Genomic DNA, 17,169 nt, shown 5'->3' with positions numbered 1-17,169 from the left:
GGCTTGGAAGAGGTGCTGAGTAGGCCGGAACCTCTACTGCGCATAAAGACCGGTGATGGGATGGTCACTCATCGTGACCAACTTGAGGGGGGTTCGTGGCTAGCACACCGCGGCGCAGCTACAGCAACGCAACGATCGCAGGACTGATGACCCTCGCCCGAGGCGGGTGCTACTGGCCCGACTGCGGCGTGCCGACCATTCGAATGATCAACGGTGCACCCCGTCTGAACTTGGAGATCGCGCATGTCCGGGCGTTCGAGGAAGGAGGTAAGCGCTACGACTCGGGCTGGTCAGTCGGCGAGCGCAACAGCTTCGCCAACCTCATCCTGCTCTGCCACCCGCATCACTCCGAGATCGATGGAACGAACAGCGATCAGTACCCGGTGGAGCTGTTGGAACGCTGGAAGCACGATCGAGAGGCCGATGGACTCAGCGCTCTGGCAGGACTGGGCGACCTGACCGAAGATCGGCTTAGCGAAATGATCAGTGGAGCACAAACGGCATTGGTCTCCCGCCTCGAGCCGGCCTTGGATGCATTCGCGAAGACGGCTCCTGAGCTAGCAGAGCTACTGAAGGTCACAGTTAAGGAAATCGCCAACCCGCGTATCCATGGATTCGGGCTCTCCGAGGACGAGGTCAACTCGCTGAGCCGCTCCTCCGACCAACTCGCTCACCTTCAAGACACTGCCTTCCTGCTGGTTGAAGCCTCGCAGAAGCTGGCCCATCTACAGGACACGGCAAGCACGCTGGCCGATGCCGCCGGCGACCTCCTAGGGCTGTCCGACGACGCATCGACGCTTCATGAGGCCGCAGTCAAAGCAGAACGAGCAGCCGGACGGCTGATGGACAGCCTCGGGAATCTCCCCGACAACACGCGGCTCCTTCAGATGGCCGCCGACAAGGCTGCACGAGCTGCGGAACGTATAGGAGACGGCTACTGAGCCCCAAAACCTGCCCCAGCACCACCCAAGGCGCAGGTCCGCGGGCGGCCTCCGCTGCGGCGGGGCGCCTCCGCAAGGTGGCACGGCCAACAGGTCAGCCACTACTCCCCCAACCCGAGGATGACAATTCCCGCAGGGTGAGGACGTACGGCAAGAGAGCAGGGCCGGCGGAATCCGCCGGCCCTGCCGCATGCTTAGACCCGCACGATCGTGGCGCCTGGTCCGTGTTCTCAGGCGGGATGGTGCGGGCCGCCGAAGTCGTGGTCGGTGAACGTCCCGAGCGCGGGTTTCGCAGTGACACGAGCGGCGCGGGGATATCCGCATACAGGGCCGTGCTCACTGTCGGGGGTGACCCAGACACTCATCCACCGAGGATGGCGGTCGGTGATGGGTTGGCCGCAGTCCACACAGAGCACGACGGGGACATCGTGCTTGCGCAGTACGGCGGCAAGGCCGGCCTGCTGAAGTTCGGGTACGTGGTCGTAGTAGCCGAGCAAGCCAGACATTGTCTCGGAGGTGTTCCAGGCAGCGGTATCGCGGGTGTCCTCCCAGGTGGTATCCGGGCCCACCGGGTGGAGAATGCGCCATCCGAACACCGGCATGCCCGGTCCGTACAGTTCCGGGTCCTCGCGGAAGGGCTGCGGAACAGCTGCGGTGTAGTCGGGACGAACCTTGCGGATCTCAGCCTCCAGGACCGGCCGGATCGCAGTGTGAAGTTCGCCAAGGGCAGCGAGGACTCCGGCCTCCAGCGAATCCCGCCTCTGCTCCCCAGCCTGGTGCCAGGCACACAACAGGAGCTCCTCAAGTGGGCCGCCGACGAAGACGGCCTGTTCGACGGTGGCGGTGCCATCGTCGAACAGGAGGACACGGTGGCGCATCGTCGATCCGTCGATCCCGCCTGTCCACTGCACGCACTCGCCAGCTTGTACCGCCTTCACCGCGTCAACAGGAGTGGGAAACCGTTCGGTGAAGGCATCGATCACGTCGACGCCCTCTTCCGAGGCATCGTTCCAGTCCACCAGCTCCAGAACTGCACGCTGGGCCGGAGTGGTCTGAACCGAGGACCGCCTCGAGGGCGCCTTGCGATCCTTCTTGCGTTTCTTCGGCATCTTTGTCGTCTCCTTCACCTTCTCGCGGGCTCTGATCCTTGCAGCCGACGACGGCCTCAATACCTTGATCAGCCGCCACGGTGAACACCACCCGGCTCTGGTCATGCGGACACCGTTTGTTCCAGCCCTACCGCAAGCACTCTGGGCTGTTGTGGTCCTGCCGGGCCCGTTCCGCACGAGTCCGGCGCAGGGCGGCGGCCTCGGTCGCCGCAGCCTGGCGGCGTCGCTGCGCGCGGGTCTGCTCGATCGGGGCTGGCGCGTCGTCCGCGATGACGTCGGGTTCGGGAAACGCCCGGCGGCTGCGTTCGCGCATCGCCTGGTTCTGCCGTTCGATCGCCTCGGTGACGCCCGAGCTGACGAGTTGGACACGCGGGACGGCCTGGTGGGCGGTGAGCGCGCGGTGGAAGCCGGGTGGGGCCATGTCGCGAGTCTTCACCAGTGCCTCGGGCGCGGCCGCCGTCGGGGCCGCACCCGCCTCACGGGGTGCCGGGGCCGTCGCGCCCACGGCCAGGACCCGAACGGTGCGCACTGCCTGGGTGCCGACCGCGTCGTTCGCCGCAGCGACGATCTGAGAGCTAATCAGGCGCAGCTGCGTGGCGTACGCGGGCGAGTCCGGGCGCAGGTCCAGCTGCCCGGTCTCCGCGTGGAAGGCGACCGCTTGGGCGTGCGCGGCCAGCTTCGGCGAGAGCGCGGCCGCAGTGGCCGGCCACTGGTCCAGGATGCTTCCGCCGGCGGCCGGGACGTCCCAGGCCCGGTCGGCCACCAGGCCCTGGAGCTCGCGTGCCTGGTGCAGCGCGACCCGTGCCAAGTCGACGCCCGACAGCTCCGAGGCCGGCTGCTCGCTGCTGCTGGCGGTGGTGTTCAGGGTCTCGGTCATCACGCCTCCTACTGGCGTCCGACGGTCATCAGCGAGGTGCCGCTGACCAGCTTGCGTACGCGCTGCACCAGCTCAGGGCCGTAGATCTGTTCGGCGGCGGCCGGACCGAGGGTGTCGAGGGTCATGAGGACCTGGTCGGGCCTGCCGAGCATGAACTCCTGCCAGGCCGTGGCCCGGAACTCCTTGAGCTCGTCCTCGCCGGGCACATCAGGGCCGGTCTCGCCCGCGCCCTGGTGGCCGTCCGGGATGTCGTACTGCGGCTGCTGCGGGGCGAGCGCGTTGGCGACCAGGCGGCGGACGGACTCACTGCGCGGAGACGTCCAGGCGCCCTCCCACTCCTGGTGGCGGGCCTTCTCCGCGCGCCGGGAGTCCCGGTACGCCTGGACGGCCCGCTCCCGGCCCTCCTTGGTCGGCCACAGCGCCACCGCACCCTTCAGCCGCCCGGCGAGGAACCCCGACGGGCGGTGGACGCTGCCCGGGGCGTCGCCGCAGTCCAGAAACGCGATTACCTGGTCGGCCGTCCAGCCCGCGTCGGAGACCTCCTTGAGGATCCAGGCGATCCGGGGCACCGCGGCGCGGCCCATCCACGGCACCTGGCGGATCAGCTCCGAGGCCAGCTGGAAACGGCGCCCCACCGCGTTCAGCTGCCGGCGGCCGCACTTGACCTTCTTCGGGGTGGGGGAATCGCTCTGCCCGCTTGCGAGCTCGTTCTCAGGGGGAAGAGAGGTAGTTCCCGCAGAAAAAGCACTGCGGGAACTACCCCCATTGGGGTGCAACGGACCTCATCCGAAACAGCCGTCACAACACCCTGGTCAGCAGCCTTCCGGGCACCCTTCGCCGGGGACTTCGAGGACGACTTCGACCGCCGCTTGCGGACCTTGCGGGCTGCCTTCTTCGACAGCGCCGCCATCAGCTCCCGGCCGGCTTCCGCGATCCCCGTCATCCGGCGCGCGGTGCCCTCACCGGCCGTACGCACGCCCAGCGCCACGTCGAACTCCACCGGCACCATCAGCGCGAACTCGCTGGCCTGCGCCGGTCCGCCGGAGACCCGGGTGCCCTTCACGATCCACGCGAGCAGGCCCGTCTCCCGCAGGATCTGCAGGTGGTATTCCACCGACCGCTCCGACAGCCCGGTGCGCCGCACCAGGTAGTCGATCCCCGGACGGCACGGGAACAGCGCCGCGAGCTCCTGGGCGACGCGCACCGTCGTCGGCCCGAACGAGCGCGGCCCGTGCGACCGGTACCGCCGCGGCCGGTACAACCCGGAGCCGGCCACCCAGTGCACGGCCTGCATCCACGAATAGCCGTCCAGAGCGATGCGCCCCGCCGACGACGACAGCCACTGCGACGCCTCCGGCACCCACAGCTCTGGCAGCATGACTACCTCGTCCACCGACTCCCTGGTCGCCTCGGACGCCGGGGTAGCCGCGGCTCGCGTCGTCACAGGACCACGTCCCCGGCCGGACGGCCTGTGGGACGGGAAGACGGAAACCGGTACCCATCCAAGTCGTTGTGTCGGGTATGGCATCGAAGAAGAAGCAGAACCCCGGCGCCCGCAGAGCACAGAAGAACGCCCGCCGCGCCACCAGGAACCGCCGGACTCCCGGAGCCCCTCGCATCAGGAGCCTGTACAACCTCAACCCACCTGGCTGCTACTACCAGGAATGGGACAGGCCGACCGGCACGGACGAGAATGTGATGGACAAGGTGGTCGAGGAGTTCGGCGCCGACTCCGGAGAGGCGGCCACCATGCGCCTCCTGCTTGAGTACCGCGCGATCTACGGACCTCAGATTCCGATCGCCGCAGCATGCCACCTCGACCTCATTCTGCGCGACACGGACCTCGTGGCAGATCTCCATGAATCGCTTGGATCCGAGCCGGAGGACGTCCGTGAATCCATCCACTCCCTGCACGCGCAGGGCATGCTCCTCATCGCCGACGACGGATCCCTGTGGATGACCGTTCCGCCCGGCACCCCTTACTCCGCACCGAACGGGCAGTGGGCCTTCGTCGAGAAGAAGGCAGACGTGCCGAAACCCGCTCCGGTCGGCTGACACCGACGCGGGCACCAGACCGGAGGAACGCGGGCCGAACGGCTGACGGAGAGGACACATCCTGAACTGGTCAGCCGCTCGCTCACACGCCGGACGCGATCCGGACACCGGCTCGAGGACCTTCGCCACCCACGAGAAAGAGATCATCCCGGCAGCCTCATGCAGGCCGCCTGTGGACAGAGTCCGAGCAGCGGCGGAACCCGTTCTCCCTCCCGCCCCGCGGACAACAACTTGCAATCGCGCCCCGCCCCACGGGCGGAAGCTCCGTGCGGCAGCCGGTGCCGCCAAGATGCTCGACGGGCCGCCGGGAAGGGCGCGGGCGCGCGGGTACGGATGAGAGATGGGTGTCATGGCGGCAACGTGGCTGATGCGGGGGCTAGCCACGCAAGCCCCGCTGTCACCGTCCCAGACCGCGCTGTTCGAGCCGCGGACAGCGATTGTCGCGTTGGTTACATCAATGGCCAAGGATTTATGTGGCCGAAGTGAATAGATAGCCCAAATCGCATGGGTCTTGCTTGACGCGGAGGAAGATCGCGTGGCCCGTACCGGGGCGAAACGGACGGGGTCAAGCTGACAGGGGGACGCCACTTCGGGCACTATGAGAAACGACCTGCTCTCCATATAGCTGGACCGACCAGAGCCCCTTGGGGCTGGACCGACTTCAGATGTGCGGATGTGTCAGGGACCGCCTCCTTCGTGAGAAGAGGGCGGACCTGGGTCAGGTGGGGGAGATTTCTCCTCTTCTCTTGATCCCGGTGAATCGCGAAGCCCCTGTGGTGGGGGCCCGCGGTGACACCAGTGGTGCGGATCTGCGGCTGTGGTGGCCGTGGTAAGCGGCCGGTGGTGGTGGCCCTGGTAAGGGCCGGTAGAGATATGAGCGGCTCAGTGAGTCGTGGCTCAGGACCAGCGGTAACTGGGACCTGAGCGACCGACACGGCGGTAAGCCGGTCGGTAGACGGGCCGCGCGAGGCCAGCGGATTGGTAGTCCGCCTCTTGGCGCGCGCGGCCGATGACCACTAGGTCATCCCGACCCCCCTTCGGAGGCCGGCGTCGGCATGCCCTCATCCGCTTTCGCAGCCTCGGGGAAGCGTTCTGCGAGGCCCTTGAGGAGACGCAAGTAGTCCTCGCGGTGCGGGCGTCGAGGGCTGGTCTGGCCCAACTCCCACCGCGTGACCGCGACCCTCTTCACGCCCACGGCGTCCGCGATGTCCTGCTGAGTGAGGCCGGCCGCGAGGCGCAGCTTCGCGCGCACATGCGGAGACGGCAGAGCCTCGGGCAGGCCGTTCAGCAGAGCGTCCACCCGCTGCGAGCGGTCCGAGTCGGACATAGCCACGCCTTCCATGATCGTTGTAACTGCGAAAGATACACGATCTGATCGCCGGCGGGGGCGCGGCGCTACTGCGAGAGGCGCGACGTTCACCGGGACCCCTCCTCGCCCAGACCCGGCAGGTGGGAGTTGGTCGCCTTCGCGGCCGCCGCCAACTCGGGCAGCTCCACGACAGTCACTCCGGCCTCCACCAGCTGCTCGTAGCCGACGCAGTCGTCGACGAACAGGCTCGGCTCACGCCAAGCGATGACGACGCGCGGGATGCCAGCCTCGAGGATTCGGTACGCGCAGGGCGTACGGGAGGCGCTGCGCTGGGAGCAGGGCTCCAGCGTGCTGTAGATCGTCGCACCCGCGAGGCGCGGGTCGCCCTGGGGGAGTTGGGCGAGGGCGACTTCCTCCGCGTGCTCGCGGGGCCGGTCGCGCGGGAGTAGCCGGACGCCAACTCGGTGCCGTCCTCGCCAACGATGACCGCTCCGACCGAGTAGGCGCCGGGAGCCGGAGGGCACAGCATGGCGAGGTCGATCGCACGCTGCATCCAGCGCAGGTCCTGGGCTCGGTCGGGGGCGTACATCAGGCGGTGCGCTCCTTCGGGGAGTAGCGGACGAAGACGACGTCGTCGATCGCCCGGACCTCCAGCACCTTCATCCGGGCCGTCGTTCCGCCGGGATAGTCGGCGGCGGCCAGGAAGCGTGCCGCCTCCGGCTGACCGACCAGCAGGGGTGCGATGGCGAGGTGCACTTCGTCGGCGAGGTCTGCGGCCATGAGCTGGGTGTGGATCGTGCCGCCGCCCTCCACCATGAGTCGGCCGATTCCACGGCGCCCGAGCTCATCGAGGACCAGGCCCCAATCGAGTTCCGGGCCGACGCTGACGACGTCGGCCAGGCCGTCGAGCGTGGCGCGCACTTTCTCCACTGCGTCATCGACAGTGAAGACCAGTTTCGGGCCGCCGTGGTGCCAGAAGTTGAGGTCAGCGGAGAGGTCCCCGGTCCGGGTGACCGTGACCTTGAGCGGGTAGGCAGGCTTGCCCTCGGCAACGCGCTGAGCCCTGCGTTCCTCGCTGTTGACCAGCAGGCGCGGGTTGTCCTTCCGCATGGTCGTCGCACCGATCAGGATGGCGTCGGACTCCGCGCGGACCTGGTCAACGCGGTCGAAGTCGGCCGCGTTGGACAGGCGCAGCCGCTGAGGGCTGGCGTCGTCCAGGTAGCCGTCGACCGACATGGCAGCGGAGAGTATGACGTACGGACGTGCGGTCATGGGCGTCGGTGATCCGTTTCTCTCAGGACTCGTGGGCAAGGACGGCGTCGAAGCTCTCACGGAAGGCGGCCACCTCCGGCTGGCGCTGCCACGGGACCAGCGTCTTGTCGAGGTTGACCAGCTCGCGCATGATCCGGCCGGAGCCGGTGTCCCGAGCGACGGCTAGCGCCTGGAGGCCGACGGCTGCGGCCTCTTCCGGCGAGCCGGCGCCAGCGTGGGCGACGGCGGCGCGGGCCAGGTATACACCCCGGTCCCGGTGGTAGCCCGCGGGCAGGGCCTCGATGGCGCGGGCGAAGACCTCCGCAGCCTGAGCGTGCTTCCCCAGCACCTCCAAGCCCTGCGCTCGGTGGACATCGAGGTACTGCTCGTTCAGCCACACACCCCAGGGGGTCGCGTCGCTGGAAACGCGATCAAGGGAGTTACGGACATCGTCGATCGCGCGCTCGCTGTCGCTGGACTCACCTCGAAGCGCGTGGCCGTACGACTCGTAGGTTCGGGCGACCGCCGCGAGGCGGCTTCGAGGCCGCGCCATCCGCTGCGCCGCCTCAGCCAGGTCGACGACGTCGACCCGGTCCCGCATCTCCCCGGCGAGCTGCGCCTTGCGTGCCATGACATAGGAGGTCAGGTCGCCGTCGCCGACGGTGTGACTCCACTGGAACGCCCTGTCGAGCCAGAACCCCGCGCTCCCGAAGTCGCCCATGTCCTGGTAGAGCCAGGAGGCGAACTCGGCGTACTGCGTCTGGAGCTCCATCAGGTCATGGCGATCGGCGCCCTTGGTGCCCTGGCGCAGCGACTTGATTTTCTCGATGTGCTCACGTACGGCTGCGATGGTGTGCCGCGGCCCCAGCAGGTTGTCGTTGTCGATCAGCAGGCGGCGGGCCTGCCGGAAGTGCTCGATGGGCGTGCCGCTGTACGCGGCCGCCATCTGCGGGGGCTGCATCAGGCCCTGAACAACCCCGGATTCCGCGACCGCCGGCGTGCTCGCGCCGAAAGCGGCCGCAGCGCCGATGCCCACCCCACCACGCAGCAAGTCGCGTCGATCGAGCGCCACGAATACCACCGATCCATCCCGTAGACGAGCGGGGACAAAGATCCCCTCATGATCAGACGCTGCCCGCTCGCTGGCCGCTGCGGCCAGCCCGATCGACGTTTCGGATACATGGGGAGCAGAAACGGATACAGCGGCCCGAGCGGATACACCGGGGCTGATCCGCTCCCAGAGGTCGACCAGAACACCGCCGGCCCGGAGCAGGGAATCGATCAGCTCGACTTCCGCTCGGTCCTTCGGCGGGCGGCTGGCGTTCTCCCATTTCTGCAGCTTGGAGTGCGACATGAAGGACTTCGCGGCCAGTTCCCGGAGCGACATGCCGCGGACCTTTCGGAGCTCTCGAAGCGTGTATCCGAAGCGGTGCAGAGGCGACTGTTCCGGCGTCAGCACGTTCGGCTGCTGCCCCACTTGGTGATCCCTCCATGTCTCCACTCGGTGTATCCAGCGGCTGGATACATGTCCGATCTAGCACTCGCTCCCGGGCTGGGCCTACAACTTTGCTAACGAAGTTAGACCGGCCAAGGAGGGACGAACATGCGCAACGGGACGTGGGAAAGGGCGTCAGTCGCTTCGGCCCTTCTCGATCCGTTCGAGGCGCGCGGCGAGGTCGGCGATCTGCTCCTCAAGGGCCTTGAGGGCGCGGCCAGTCGAGTCCTCGCTGGACTCGGCAGCGGTCTCTGTGATGAAGCTGCCGCGTCCTTGGTGGGAGTAGATGAGCCCTGCCGTGCGCAGCTCCGTCAGGGCCCGCTGGACGGTGCCGGCCGCGACGCCGTACTCCTCTGCCAGCTCCCGTGTGCTCGGCAGTTTCGTCCCGGCGGTCCAGCGGCCGGAGCGGATCTTGTCGCGGACATCCTGAACGATTCGCTGGTATGGCTGCACGGCCTCGTTGCTCATGAGCGTCATCGTAGGTCGACCCCCTCGCCTTAGCTAGCTTCCATAGCTTCCTCAAACAACCGCTTGACACAACCCCGACTGTATCAGCTAAGTTAGGTATGCCGACGAGGTGAGCGGGGCGGCAAAGGCCCCCACCTGCCACTTCCTGGGATCACGTAGAGCCCGAACTTGAAGGGAGCACCACCCCATGAACACCACCAGCCGCCCCTCCGCCGGCCTCGCCACCGAGAACTTCGACGCCGAGACGCTCGCGCTCCTGGAGGCGGTGGAGGTGCCGCTCCCCGACTTCGGCGGCCTGGACCTGGACGTCGCCTTTGGGATGCCGCTGGAGATGTTCGAGGCCGGCCCCCTGCCCCACGAGCGGCTGGACGGCCTGGACATCGCCGCCGCCGTCGCCGCGATCGAGGCCCGCGAGAACCGCATGCTCGCCGCCCGCGACATCGTCGCCACCGACCCGACCGCCACCGAGCTGGTGCGCCAGCGCCTGGTCGACGTGCTCCTCCCCTACGCCACGCAGCTGCGCATCACGCGGCCGGCCGCCGCGGCTCCCCTGCCGATCGCGGCCTGACCTCCCGCACCACCGCCGGGTCTTCGGACCCGGCTCCCTCACCCGGAACCGCCCCCGCGGGCGGCGCCGGATGTGGGAGCCGGAAGCGCCACTCCCGACAGCATCCGCCCGGACACCCAGCCCTTGGGCTGGCTCTGGAAGGCAGCGGCTGTTCCTTGAGAACTCCACAGCGCGATCCACCACCGCAGCACCGGCCGTGACCACACCAGCCGGAGGTGAGTGGAAACCCGTCGTGCGGCGCCATCACCCCTGGTGGTGGCAGTCGGCACACGCAATGACCTGTCAGGCGCTCAGTTCCTGGGGCGGCCCGGTGCAGTACCAACCAGGCGCTCATTACTGACGGAAAGCGTGGAGGGCCGACACCCCACGACGTTAAGAACGACGCGACACGCTCCCAGACCCTCGGCACCCGGTCCCAGCCGAGGCGAGGAGCCGCGTCGGGACTGAGGGAACCTCGTTCTCCCTCTCAGAACACAAGGCGAGCAGGCGCGGCGGCAGAGGCCGCGCCCCCTGTTCTGCAGCCCCGCGCTGCCCAGTCGTCCACCGCCGGCTTTCGGGTCGTTCGGGCGGGCGGTGGAGAGCGCGGTGGACACCGGCTCTACCAACGGCGGCAGCCCCAGGGATCGGACCCCCGGGGCTGTCCAGGACCTGCATGGAGGCCCTGTTGAACTCCCTCAGCGTTGCACAGAACGACGACAACACCGACCCGATCATCGAAGAGGCCCTTCGCCGCGTCCGGCAGGGGAAGTGATTGCGATGGACTGGCGACACAACGCGGTCTGCCGCGAGGAAGACCCCGAGCTGTTCTTCCCGATCGGCAACACCGGACCGGCGCTCCTGCAGATCGAGGAGGCCAAGGCGGTCTGCCGCCGCCGCTGCCCGGTCATGGAGCAGTGCCTCCAGTGGGCGCTGGAATCCGGCCCAGTTGACGGCGTCTGGGGCGGCACCAGCGAGGACGAGCGGCGCTCCATCAAGCGCCGCGCCGCCCGCAGGCGGGCCCGCTCCGCCTCCTGACCATCCGAATTCCCCGCTGCTGACCCGCTCCGCTTCCTGCGTTGCCCAGTCGCTACCGGCCCGCCTAGCGCGGCCCGGTGGCGGTGGAGAGCGAAGGAGCACCCGCTTCCCCCGCTCGGTTCGGCCCTCGCGGCTGGAGAGCACATCCCCAACTCCCCGTCCCTGGAGGACCTCGTGATTGCACTGCCTCTCTTCCTGCTCGCCGGTGGCGCCACGTACCTGTTCTGGCGCTCCGACATGCGAGCGTGCGTCCTGATCGCCGCGCTGGTCTGCGGCTACGCCCTGGCGACGTCGCCGCTCTCGAACGCGATCGACGGCATCGGTACCGGCATCGGTGCCGCGGTTTCCAGCGCCAACGACAGCACTGCCGCCAGCAAGTGACCTTGTGTCGCTTGCCCGTGGCTCCGCACCGCAGGGTGCGGGACCGCGGGGAGGTGACAGCCCCCGACCCGTCCGCACAACCCCTGATCTGGAAGGAACCCACCCCGACCATGAGCGACAGCGACAGCGGCGAGAAGCTCGGCTCGAACCTCTCCCAGCTCATCCAGCAGCTGGAGAAGATCGAGTTCACGAGCGACCGTGACCTCTACCAGTACGCCCGGATCCTGCGGGCGATCGGCATGGAGCTCCACATGCGGATCGGCATGGACGCCGACATGATCGGCGCCATCCTCGCCCAGTACAAGGGCAAGTGGTGGACCTTCGGAGCCCAGTCCAAGATCCGCGCGAAGCTGGTGGCCGCCCACCTCAAGGGCGGCGCGTCCGCCGCGAAGGTTCTCGGGCTGAGCGGCATCAAGATGTACGCCTCGTTCGTCAAGCACTTCATCCAGCCCGAGATTGAGGCTGAGCGGAAGGCGCGCGAGGGCAAGGGCAAGAAGCCCGGATTCTCCATCGGTGACAAGCCCAAGGGCGCCCCTGGGCGTCCGGGCGAGGCAGGAGCTGCGTGATGGCACGCCGTATCTCCGCACGAGCCAAGAAGATCGACACCCGTACCGAAGAGGAGCAGGAGTCCGCGAGGAAGGCATGGGTCGCCTACGGCGGGCCGTGGGGCATCAACATCGGCGGCTGCATCGTCGCCGAGACCGCCCACGTGCTGCTCTCCGCCACCCCGGCCTCCCTGGCGCTCGCCGCGCTCGGTCTGGCCGGCACCGGGGCGGCCCTGGCCAAGCTGATCAACCACATGGACCACAAGGCCAAGCGCGAGAAGGACGTGCGCTACCTCCACCAGGTCAACGTCGTCGCCACCACGGCCGGGGTCACCCTGGGCACCGTGGTGGGCCTGGAGTCCGGCGCCACGATGGGCACCTGGATGCTCGCCGGGTCCGGTCTGTGCATCGCCAACCACCTGTGGTCGGCGTTGTACAAGAAGGGCTCGGGCGAGAAGGCCGACGGCAAGTGGGCCAAGCTCGAAGCCGAGATCGGCCTGGCCAAGCACGAGCTGAAGGAGGCCAAGTCCAACGGCAAGGGCACGGTCGTCGCCCAGGTCGAGGCGAAGGACGGGGCGACGGCGGACGAGTTCGCCCGCCGTATCCCCGCCATGACCTCCGCGCTCAAGCTCGGCAAGGGACGGGTCACCCACACCGTGGACGACGACGACTCCTCCCTGATCACCATGCGGGTCCAGGTCGCCGACCTCCTCAAGGAGGCGACCGCCTGGCCCGGTCCGTCCGCGTTCGGCGCCGGGTTCGGCGATGTGCCGATCAACATCGGGGTCTACGAGGACGGCGAGACGCTCAAGCTCAACCTGCCCGGCGTCCTGACCGACCCGCAGGAGGTCGAAGGGGGCGGCAACGTGGAGCACTGCGTCGCGCAGGGCACCAACGGAGCGGGCAAGACCGTCGGCAACAGCATCATCGTGACCGAGGCCGCCACCCGCACCGAGGTGTCCGTCATCGTCATCAACTGCGCGAAGTTCATGCAGGACTACGGGCACGTCCGGCACGCCGCCGACATGGTGATCACCAACGAGAAGGACGCACGCCGGTTCTTCAAGCAGATGCACACGGTGATCAAGGAACGCGGCGAGTACCTCGCGGCCAAGGGTCTGGCCAAGTGGAAGCCAGGGTGCGGCCTGAACTTCCTGCTGATCATCGGTGAGGAGGCCGCCGACTTCGCCGACGGTGAGGCGTACGGCAAGGTACTGCGCACCCTGCGCTCCACCGGCGGCTGGTTCCTCTCCTCCATCCAGCGCGCCACGCACGACCAGATGGACACCACGGCGCGCTCCAATCACCCCGCCGGTATGGCGTACGGCCTGACCGACGGAGCGGAGGCCCAGTACGTCCTGCCGCCCGAGGCGATCGAGGCCGGTGCCCACCCTGGCTGGGGCAACAGGAAGCCCGGCTACCTGTACGCGGCCGGGATGGGCATCGCCGAAGACCGCTGGGCCGTCGTCGCCCGCACCTACAACGTCGACCGCCCCACCCTGGCGGCCGCCGTTACCGCGGGCATGAACGTACGCACGCCCATGGACGCCACGACCGCGAAGGCGTTCGGCGCGCTGTGGACGAACCGCACCTTCTACACCACCCCGCTCCTGGAGGGCGACGCCGACGGATCCGGCGCCTTCCCCCAGCAGCCGGCCGCCCCGCCGCCCCGGCGGCGGACCCGGCCTCCGAGTACGACGCCGACGACGAGTACGAGGAGGACGAGGACGTGGAGATCGACCCGGATCTGCTCGCGAAGGAGACCGAGGACTTGGACGAGGAGCTGCGCAAGATCCTGGAGGCCGACCCGGAGCCCGGCGCGTACGACCACCTCAGCGTCGAGACCGAGATCGAGGCGCCGGCCGACGACGCCCCGGTCTTCCAGCTCCCCGGCGCGGTGGCCGACGAGGACAAGCTCTCCCCCGAGGACACCAAGGCCGCCATCTTTGCTCGCCTGGATTCATGGGTGCGCGAAGGCAAAGACAGCTTCGAGCCCAAGGAGCTCAACGACCTGTGGATGCGGGTCAACAAGAAGGGCGCCCGCGACTGGTGGAACCGCCTGAAGAAGCAGCTCCTGGACGACGGCGTCATCGCCAAGGATGAGTCCGAGGAGGGCTACGGATCGTACGACCTGATCCGCTCCCCGCTCGACAACGGCAACTGAGAGTGACCACGCTCGGGAGGGGTCGCACAGCGCACACCGCACTGTGCGGCCCCTCCCTCCCCTTAGGGAAGTTCCAGTGTGCAGCCTCGCACACAGGTTATTGATCCCGGTTTGCACCCTGTGCAGTGTGCGCCGCACACTCCCCCGCACACTACGGAAGGTAGTCAGAATGAGCGCCCCGACCGTGCCCCGGCCGCAGCAGGCCGGGCCGCCCAACACCCCCGCTCCACCCCCTCCGGTCAGCGCGGCCGACGCCACCAAGGCCCGCAAGTCCATCGCCAAGCTGGACGACGTCCTGGCCATGGTCACCAAGGCGCTGCTCACCCTCGGGGGTGGCGCTTTGATCTTCACTTGTGTGAATGTGACCCTGTTCGGGATCTCCCACGAGATCCCCTGGTACATCGCCTGGATGCTGGACCCGCTGGCCAGCCTCGCCCTGATCACCGTCCTGTACGTCGACGGCGTCCTCGCCGAACACGGCGGCGACTACAAGCCCGGCGGCTGGCCGTTCCTGCTGCGCTGGACCGCCGGCCTCTCCACCTGGGTGATGAACTGCTGGACGTCGCTCTACCCGGACGGCCACTTCCACTTCATCCCGCAGAAGCCCGACGCGGGCGGCATCCTGCTCCACTCCGTCGCCCCCGCGCTGCTGATCCTGCTCGCGGAAGCCGCCACCGGCTACCGCAAGTACGCGACTCGGCGGCGCGGCGAACTGAACGCGGTCATCGCCAGGTTCGAGACCGCGAAGGCCACGGAACGCGAGGCCGCCGAAAAGCGAGCCCGCGAGGAAGCCGAACGCGAGGCCGCCGCGAAGCGCGAGGCAGCAGAACGCGAGGCCGCCCGGCGCGAACGCGAGGAAATCGCGAGGCTCGAAAACGAGCGGCGCGCCGCAGAAATCGAGGCGGCCGACCGTACCCGCCGCGCAGAAATCGAGGCGGAACGCGAGCGGCTCGCGCTGACCGAGCGGTCCGCAGAAATCGAGGCGTCGCGGCGCAAGACCGAAGCCGAGATCGAGGACCGCCGCCGCCGTGAGGAGTGGGAGCGGGAGCAGGCCGAACGGGACCGTGAGGCCACCCGCCAGGCCGAGATCGTCAAGGCAGAAGCGCAGGCAGAGGCGCTGCGCAAGGAAGCCGAAGCCCAGGCGGAGGCGCTGCGCAAGGAAGCCGAAGCCCAGGCGGAGGCGCTGCGCAAGGAAGCCGAAGCCGCCGCTGAGGCTGAGCGGATCAGGGCTGAGGCAGAGGCCCGCGCCCTGGAGGAAGCCGAGAAGCTGAAGCGGCAGCGCGCCCTGGAGCGGGCCGCCGCCAAGGCTCGCGGAACCTCGGAAAGTGCAGGCGCCCGCGCCTCGATTTCTGCGGGTCGTCCCTCGGAAAGTGGGGTCGCGCTCAGCGCGGTGCCCGCCCTGACCGCCTCGGAAAACGGCGGCCGGATCCCTCGCGAAGTGCGCGAGAAGCAGCGTGACGAAGCCGAGCGGTACATCGCGAAGTGCTCGCTGTCCGGCATCGCGCCGGACCTGGAGCGCCTCGGAACCCAGTACGGCAAGGGCGAGACGTGGGTCGGAGACCGCGTCCGTGCGGCGAAGAAGCGCCTCGCGGAAGAGGACGGATTCGAGGAGTCGGTCATCGCCGACGCCCTGGACGTCTTCGAGGACGACGGCAGCGACAGCGAGAGTGCCGGTGCGGCATGACCCACCGGCCCAGCGAAGAGGAAGAGGACACCGTGGACACGGACTTCGAGTTCGACTTCACCCACCTGGGCAACGAGCCGGTCGCTCTGCTCCCCAAGGCCGGCCCCGAGCACCCGCCCACGATCCTGCTGCGCCGGGACGAGCTGCTGCCCACGCGGTGGCGCCAGCTCACCGACTGAACGCACACCCGAGCTTCGACGGCTCCACTGGCCCCCGAGATGTTGAAGCCACCTCGGGGGCCGGTGAAGAGGCCGAAGCCTCCACGGGCGAATCTCACGCCAAATGACACCGCCCGAGCTCCCCTTCGAGGAGAGGACCCATCATGCCGTCTCACGGCGAGCAGCCCCAGCCCACCTACTACCCGACGCCGCTGCCGCCCCAGTACGGGCAGCCGCCCGCCCCGCAGTACGGGCAGTACGTCGTCCCGCTCCCCCAGGGCGCGGTCGTCTACCCGCCGACCGCCGGCCTCGACGGCGTCGTGATGATGTCCGGACCGGGCGGCCAGCCGGTCGCGTACTACATGCCGCCGCCCGCCCCGGCCCCGCAGCCCTACATCTCCCCGCTCCTGGTGAGGGCCGCCTTGGTCGCGTTCGTCGTCGGAGTCGCCGGGGTCGGCGTGTACTTCCTGGCAGCCGCCCTCCTCGAGCTCGCCAAGGCGCTCGCCCTCATCGCGGGCGTCGTCCTGATCGGCTTCGTCCTGCTGAAGATGTTCGCCACCGGCCCCGGCAGCGGCCGCTCGATCAACGTCCAGGCCCGCGGCCGCGCCAAGGTCCAGGTCCACACCGGCCGCGGACACAACCGAGGCCGTGGCCGCCGCTGACCCCGCGTCCCCGCCGGCCGTCCGGGACGTCGACATCTACGCCGATCCCACCGGCGCCCTGCCCGTCTACCGCTGGAGGCAGGCCCCCAAGGGCCTCGCCACCCGGCGCCAGCTGCGGGAGCGGCGCTTACGGCCCGGCGGCCAGGACCCGGTCGCCGTCATCGAATGCCGGGGCGGCAAGCGCAAGGCATGGCTGTACGAGATCAAGAAGGCCAAGCCGATACGGCCGATGACCTTCGCCAAGGAGCTCGCGCTCGACAAGGCGATGGCGAAGCGGCAGACCTGCCCGACCTGTTCGAGGCGGTACTACCACTGCCTCCCTCTGCGCACCCTCGGATCGTGCCTGGAGTGCTACGACGGCACCCCGGCCGCGCCCGGCAGCTACATGCGCCCGCCCGGCGAGCACCTCGCCGCCGCGGCCTGAACCACCTTTCCCGCGTCTGCCGGTTGCCTGATCCACCCGCCCGTCGGCGGGTGGTGAAGGGGAG

21 protein-coding genes are annotated in these 17,169 nt (G+C 68.7%); 12 read left to right on the top strand and 9 right to left on the bottom strand.

Features of this window, described 5'->3' with window-relative positions:
* Window positions 1-95 precede the first annotated feature (95 nt).
* Entirely contained in the window at window positions 96-941 is an 846-nt protein-coding gene (locus tag NEH16_RS33415) for an HNH endonuclease signature motif containing protein (protein WP_265546976.1), read from the top strand.
* Window positions 942-1,171: 230 nt separating this feature from the next.
* Here NEH16_RS33415 and NEH16_RS33410 read toward each other — a convergent pair whose 3' ends face one another.
* The 4 genes from NEH16_RS33410 to NEH16_RS33395 all read right to left on the bottom strand — a co-directional run bounded on the left by NEH16_RS33410 (window position 1,172) and on the right by NEH16_RS33395 (window position 4,320).
* A complete protein-coding gene (locus tag NEH16_RS33410; protein WP_265546974.1) occupies window positions 1,172-2,050 on the bottom strand; it encodes a hypothetical protein in 879 nt (292 codons plus the stop codon).
* Window positions 2,051-2,177: 127 nt separating this feature from the next.
* Window positions 2,178-2,927: a DUF721 domain-containing protein gene (locus NEH16_RS33405; protein WP_265546973.1), complete on the bottom strand. Its 750-nt coding sequence runs from the start codon at window positions 2,925-2,927 to the stop codon at window positions 2,178-2,180.
* A gap of 8 nt (window positions 2,928-2,935) precedes the next feature.
* Window positions 2,936-3,562 carry a hypothetical protein gene (locus NEH16_RS33400; protein WP_265546971.1) on the bottom strand — a complete coding sequence of 209 codons (627 nt, stop codon included), beginning with the start codon at window positions 3,560-3,562 and terminating at the stop codon, window positions 2,936-2,938.
* A 5-nt stretch (window positions 3,563-3,567) separates the two neighbouring features.
* Window positions 3,568-4,320: a hypothetical protein gene (locus NEH16_RS33395; RefSeq protein ID WP_265546969.1), complete on the bottom strand. Its 753-nt coding sequence runs from the start codon at window positions 4,318-4,320 to the stop codon at window positions 3,568-3,570.
* Between the two features lie 128 nt (window positions 4,321-4,448).
* On the opposite strand from NEH16_RS33395, the gene NEH16_RS33390 reads away from it, so the two are divergent.
* On the top strand, window positions 4,449-4,982 hold the full coding sequence (locus NEH16_RS33390; RefSeq protein ID WP_265546968.1) for a hypothetical protein: 534 nt from the start codon (window positions 4,449-4,451) through the stop codon (window positions 4,980-4,982).
* Window positions 4,983-6,003: 1,021 nt separating this feature from the next.
* Here NEH16_RS33390 and NEH16_RS33385 read toward each other — a convergent pair.
* From NEH16_RS33385 to NEH16_RS33365, 5 genes are all read right to left on the bottom strand, one after another.
* Window positions 6,004-6,309, bottom strand: a complete 306-nt coding sequence (locus tag NEH16_RS33385; protein WP_265546967.1) for a helix-turn-helix transcriptional regulator — start codon at window positions 6,307-6,309, stop codon at window positions 6,004-6,006.
* A gap of 89 nt (window positions 6,310-6,398) precedes the next feature.
* A complete protein-coding gene (locus NEH16_RS33380) occupies window positions 6,399-6,815 on the bottom strand; it encodes a dCMP deaminase (RefSeq protein WP_265546966.1) in 417 nt (138 codons plus the stop codon).
* Window positions 6,816-6,879: 64 nt separating this feature from the next.
* Window positions 6,880-7,563, bottom strand: coding sequence for a RibD family protein (locus tag NEH16_RS33375; protein ID WP_265546964.1), 684 nt, complete (start codon window positions 7,561-7,563; stop codon window positions 6,880-6,882).
* A 22-nt stretch (window positions 7,564-7,585) separates the two neighbouring features.
* Window positions 7,586-9,019, bottom strand: a complete 1,434-nt coding sequence (locus tag NEH16_RS33370) for a helix-turn-helix domain-containing protein (RefSeq protein WP_265546962.1) — start codon at window positions 9,017-9,019, stop codon at window positions 7,586-7,588.
* A 153-nt stretch (window positions 9,020-9,172) separates the two neighbouring features.
* The gene (locus NEH16_RS33365) at window positions 9,173-9,505 is read right to left on the bottom strand and encodes a GntR family transcriptional regulator (protein WP_265546961.1); all 333 of its coding nucleotides are present in this window, start codon (window positions 9,503-9,505) and stop codon (window positions 9,173-9,175) included.
* A 187-nt stretch (window positions 9,506-9,692) separates the two neighbouring features.
* Here NEH16_RS33365 and NEH16_RS33360 point away from each other — a divergent pair, with 187 nt between their 5' ends.
* From NEH16_RS33360 to NEH16_RS33315, 10 genes are all read left to right on the top strand, one after another.
* Window positions 9,693-10,073, top strand: coding sequence for a hypothetical protein (locus NEH16_RS33360; RefSeq protein ID WP_265546960.1), 381 nt, complete (start codon window positions 9,693-9,695; stop codon window positions 10,071-10,073).
* A gap of 756 nt (window positions 10,074-10,829) precedes the next feature.
* Complete coding sequence (locus tag NEH16_RS33355; RefSeq protein ID WP_265546958.1) at window positions 10,830-11,087, top strand: WhiB family transcriptional regulator; 258 nt, start codon at window positions 10,830-10,832, stop codon at window positions 11,085-11,087.
* 174 nt (window positions 11,088-11,261) lie between these two features.
* Window positions 11,262-11,468 carry a hypothetical protein gene (locus tag NEH16_RS33350; RefSeq protein ID WP_265546956.1) on the top strand — a complete coding sequence of 69 codons (207 nt, stop codon included), beginning with the start codon at window positions 11,262-11,264 and terminating at the stop codon, window positions 11,466-11,468.
* Window positions 11,469-11,578: 110 nt separating this feature from the next.
* The gene (locus NEH16_RS33345) at window positions 11,579-12,034 is read left to right on the top strand and encodes a hypothetical protein (protein ID WP_265546955.1); all 456 of its coding nucleotides are present in this window, start codon (window positions 11,579-11,581) and stop codon (window positions 12,032-12,034) included.
* Window positions 12,034-14,076: a hypothetical protein gene (locus tag NEH16_RS33340; RefSeq protein ID WP_265546954.1), complete on the top strand. Its 2,043-nt coding sequence runs from the start codon at window positions 12,034-12,036 to the stop codon at window positions 14,074-14,076. The genes NEH16_RS33345 and NEH16_RS33340 overlap by 1 nt, the downstream gene beginning before the upstream one ends.
* Window positions 14,031-14,177 carry a hypothetical protein gene (locus NEH16_RS33335; protein ID WP_265546953.1) on the top strand — a complete coding sequence of 49 codons (147 nt, stop codon included), beginning with the start codon at window positions 14,031-14,033 and terminating at the stop codon, window positions 14,175-14,177. Before NEH16_RS33340 ends, NEH16_RS33335 begins: the two co-directional genes overlap by 46 nt.
* A gap of 301 nt (window positions 14,178-14,478) precedes the next feature.
* Window positions 14,479-15,861, top strand: coding sequence for a cell envelope integrity protein TolA (locus tag NEH16_RS33330; RefSeq protein WP_265546952.1), 1,383 nt, complete (start codon window positions 14,479-14,481; stop codon window positions 15,859-15,861).
* Window positions 15,858-16,040, top strand: a complete 183-nt coding sequence (locus tag NEH16_RS33325) for a hypothetical protein (protein ID WP_265546951.1) — start codon at window positions 15,858-15,860, stop codon at window positions 16,038-16,040. Before NEH16_RS33330 ends, NEH16_RS33325 begins: the two co-directional genes overlap by 4 nt.
* 143 nt (window positions 16,041-16,183) lie before the next feature.
* Entirely contained in the window at window positions 16,184-16,681 is a 498-nt protein-coding gene (locus tag NEH16_RS33320) for a hypothetical protein (protein ID WP_265546949.1), read from the top strand.
* Window positions 16,668-17,105, top strand: a complete 438-nt coding sequence (locus NEH16_RS33315) for an RRQRL motif-containing zinc-binding protein (protein WP_265546947.1) — start codon at window positions 16,668-16,670, stop codon at window positions 17,103-17,105. Before NEH16_RS33320 ends, NEH16_RS33315 begins: the two co-directional genes overlap by 14 nt.
* Window positions 17,106-17,169: the final 64 nt, after the last annotated feature.

Origin of the sequence: Streptomyces drozdowiczii, from assembly GCF_026167665.1 — a bacterium.
In the GTDB taxonomy this organism is placed as follows: Bacteria; Actinomycetota; Actinomycetes; order Streptomycetales; family Streptomycetaceae; genus Streptomyces; species Streptomyces drozdowiczii_A.
The sequence above is the reverse complement of the archived record's forward strand: the minus strand, read 5'-3'. Positions and strand labels throughout refer to the sequence as shown.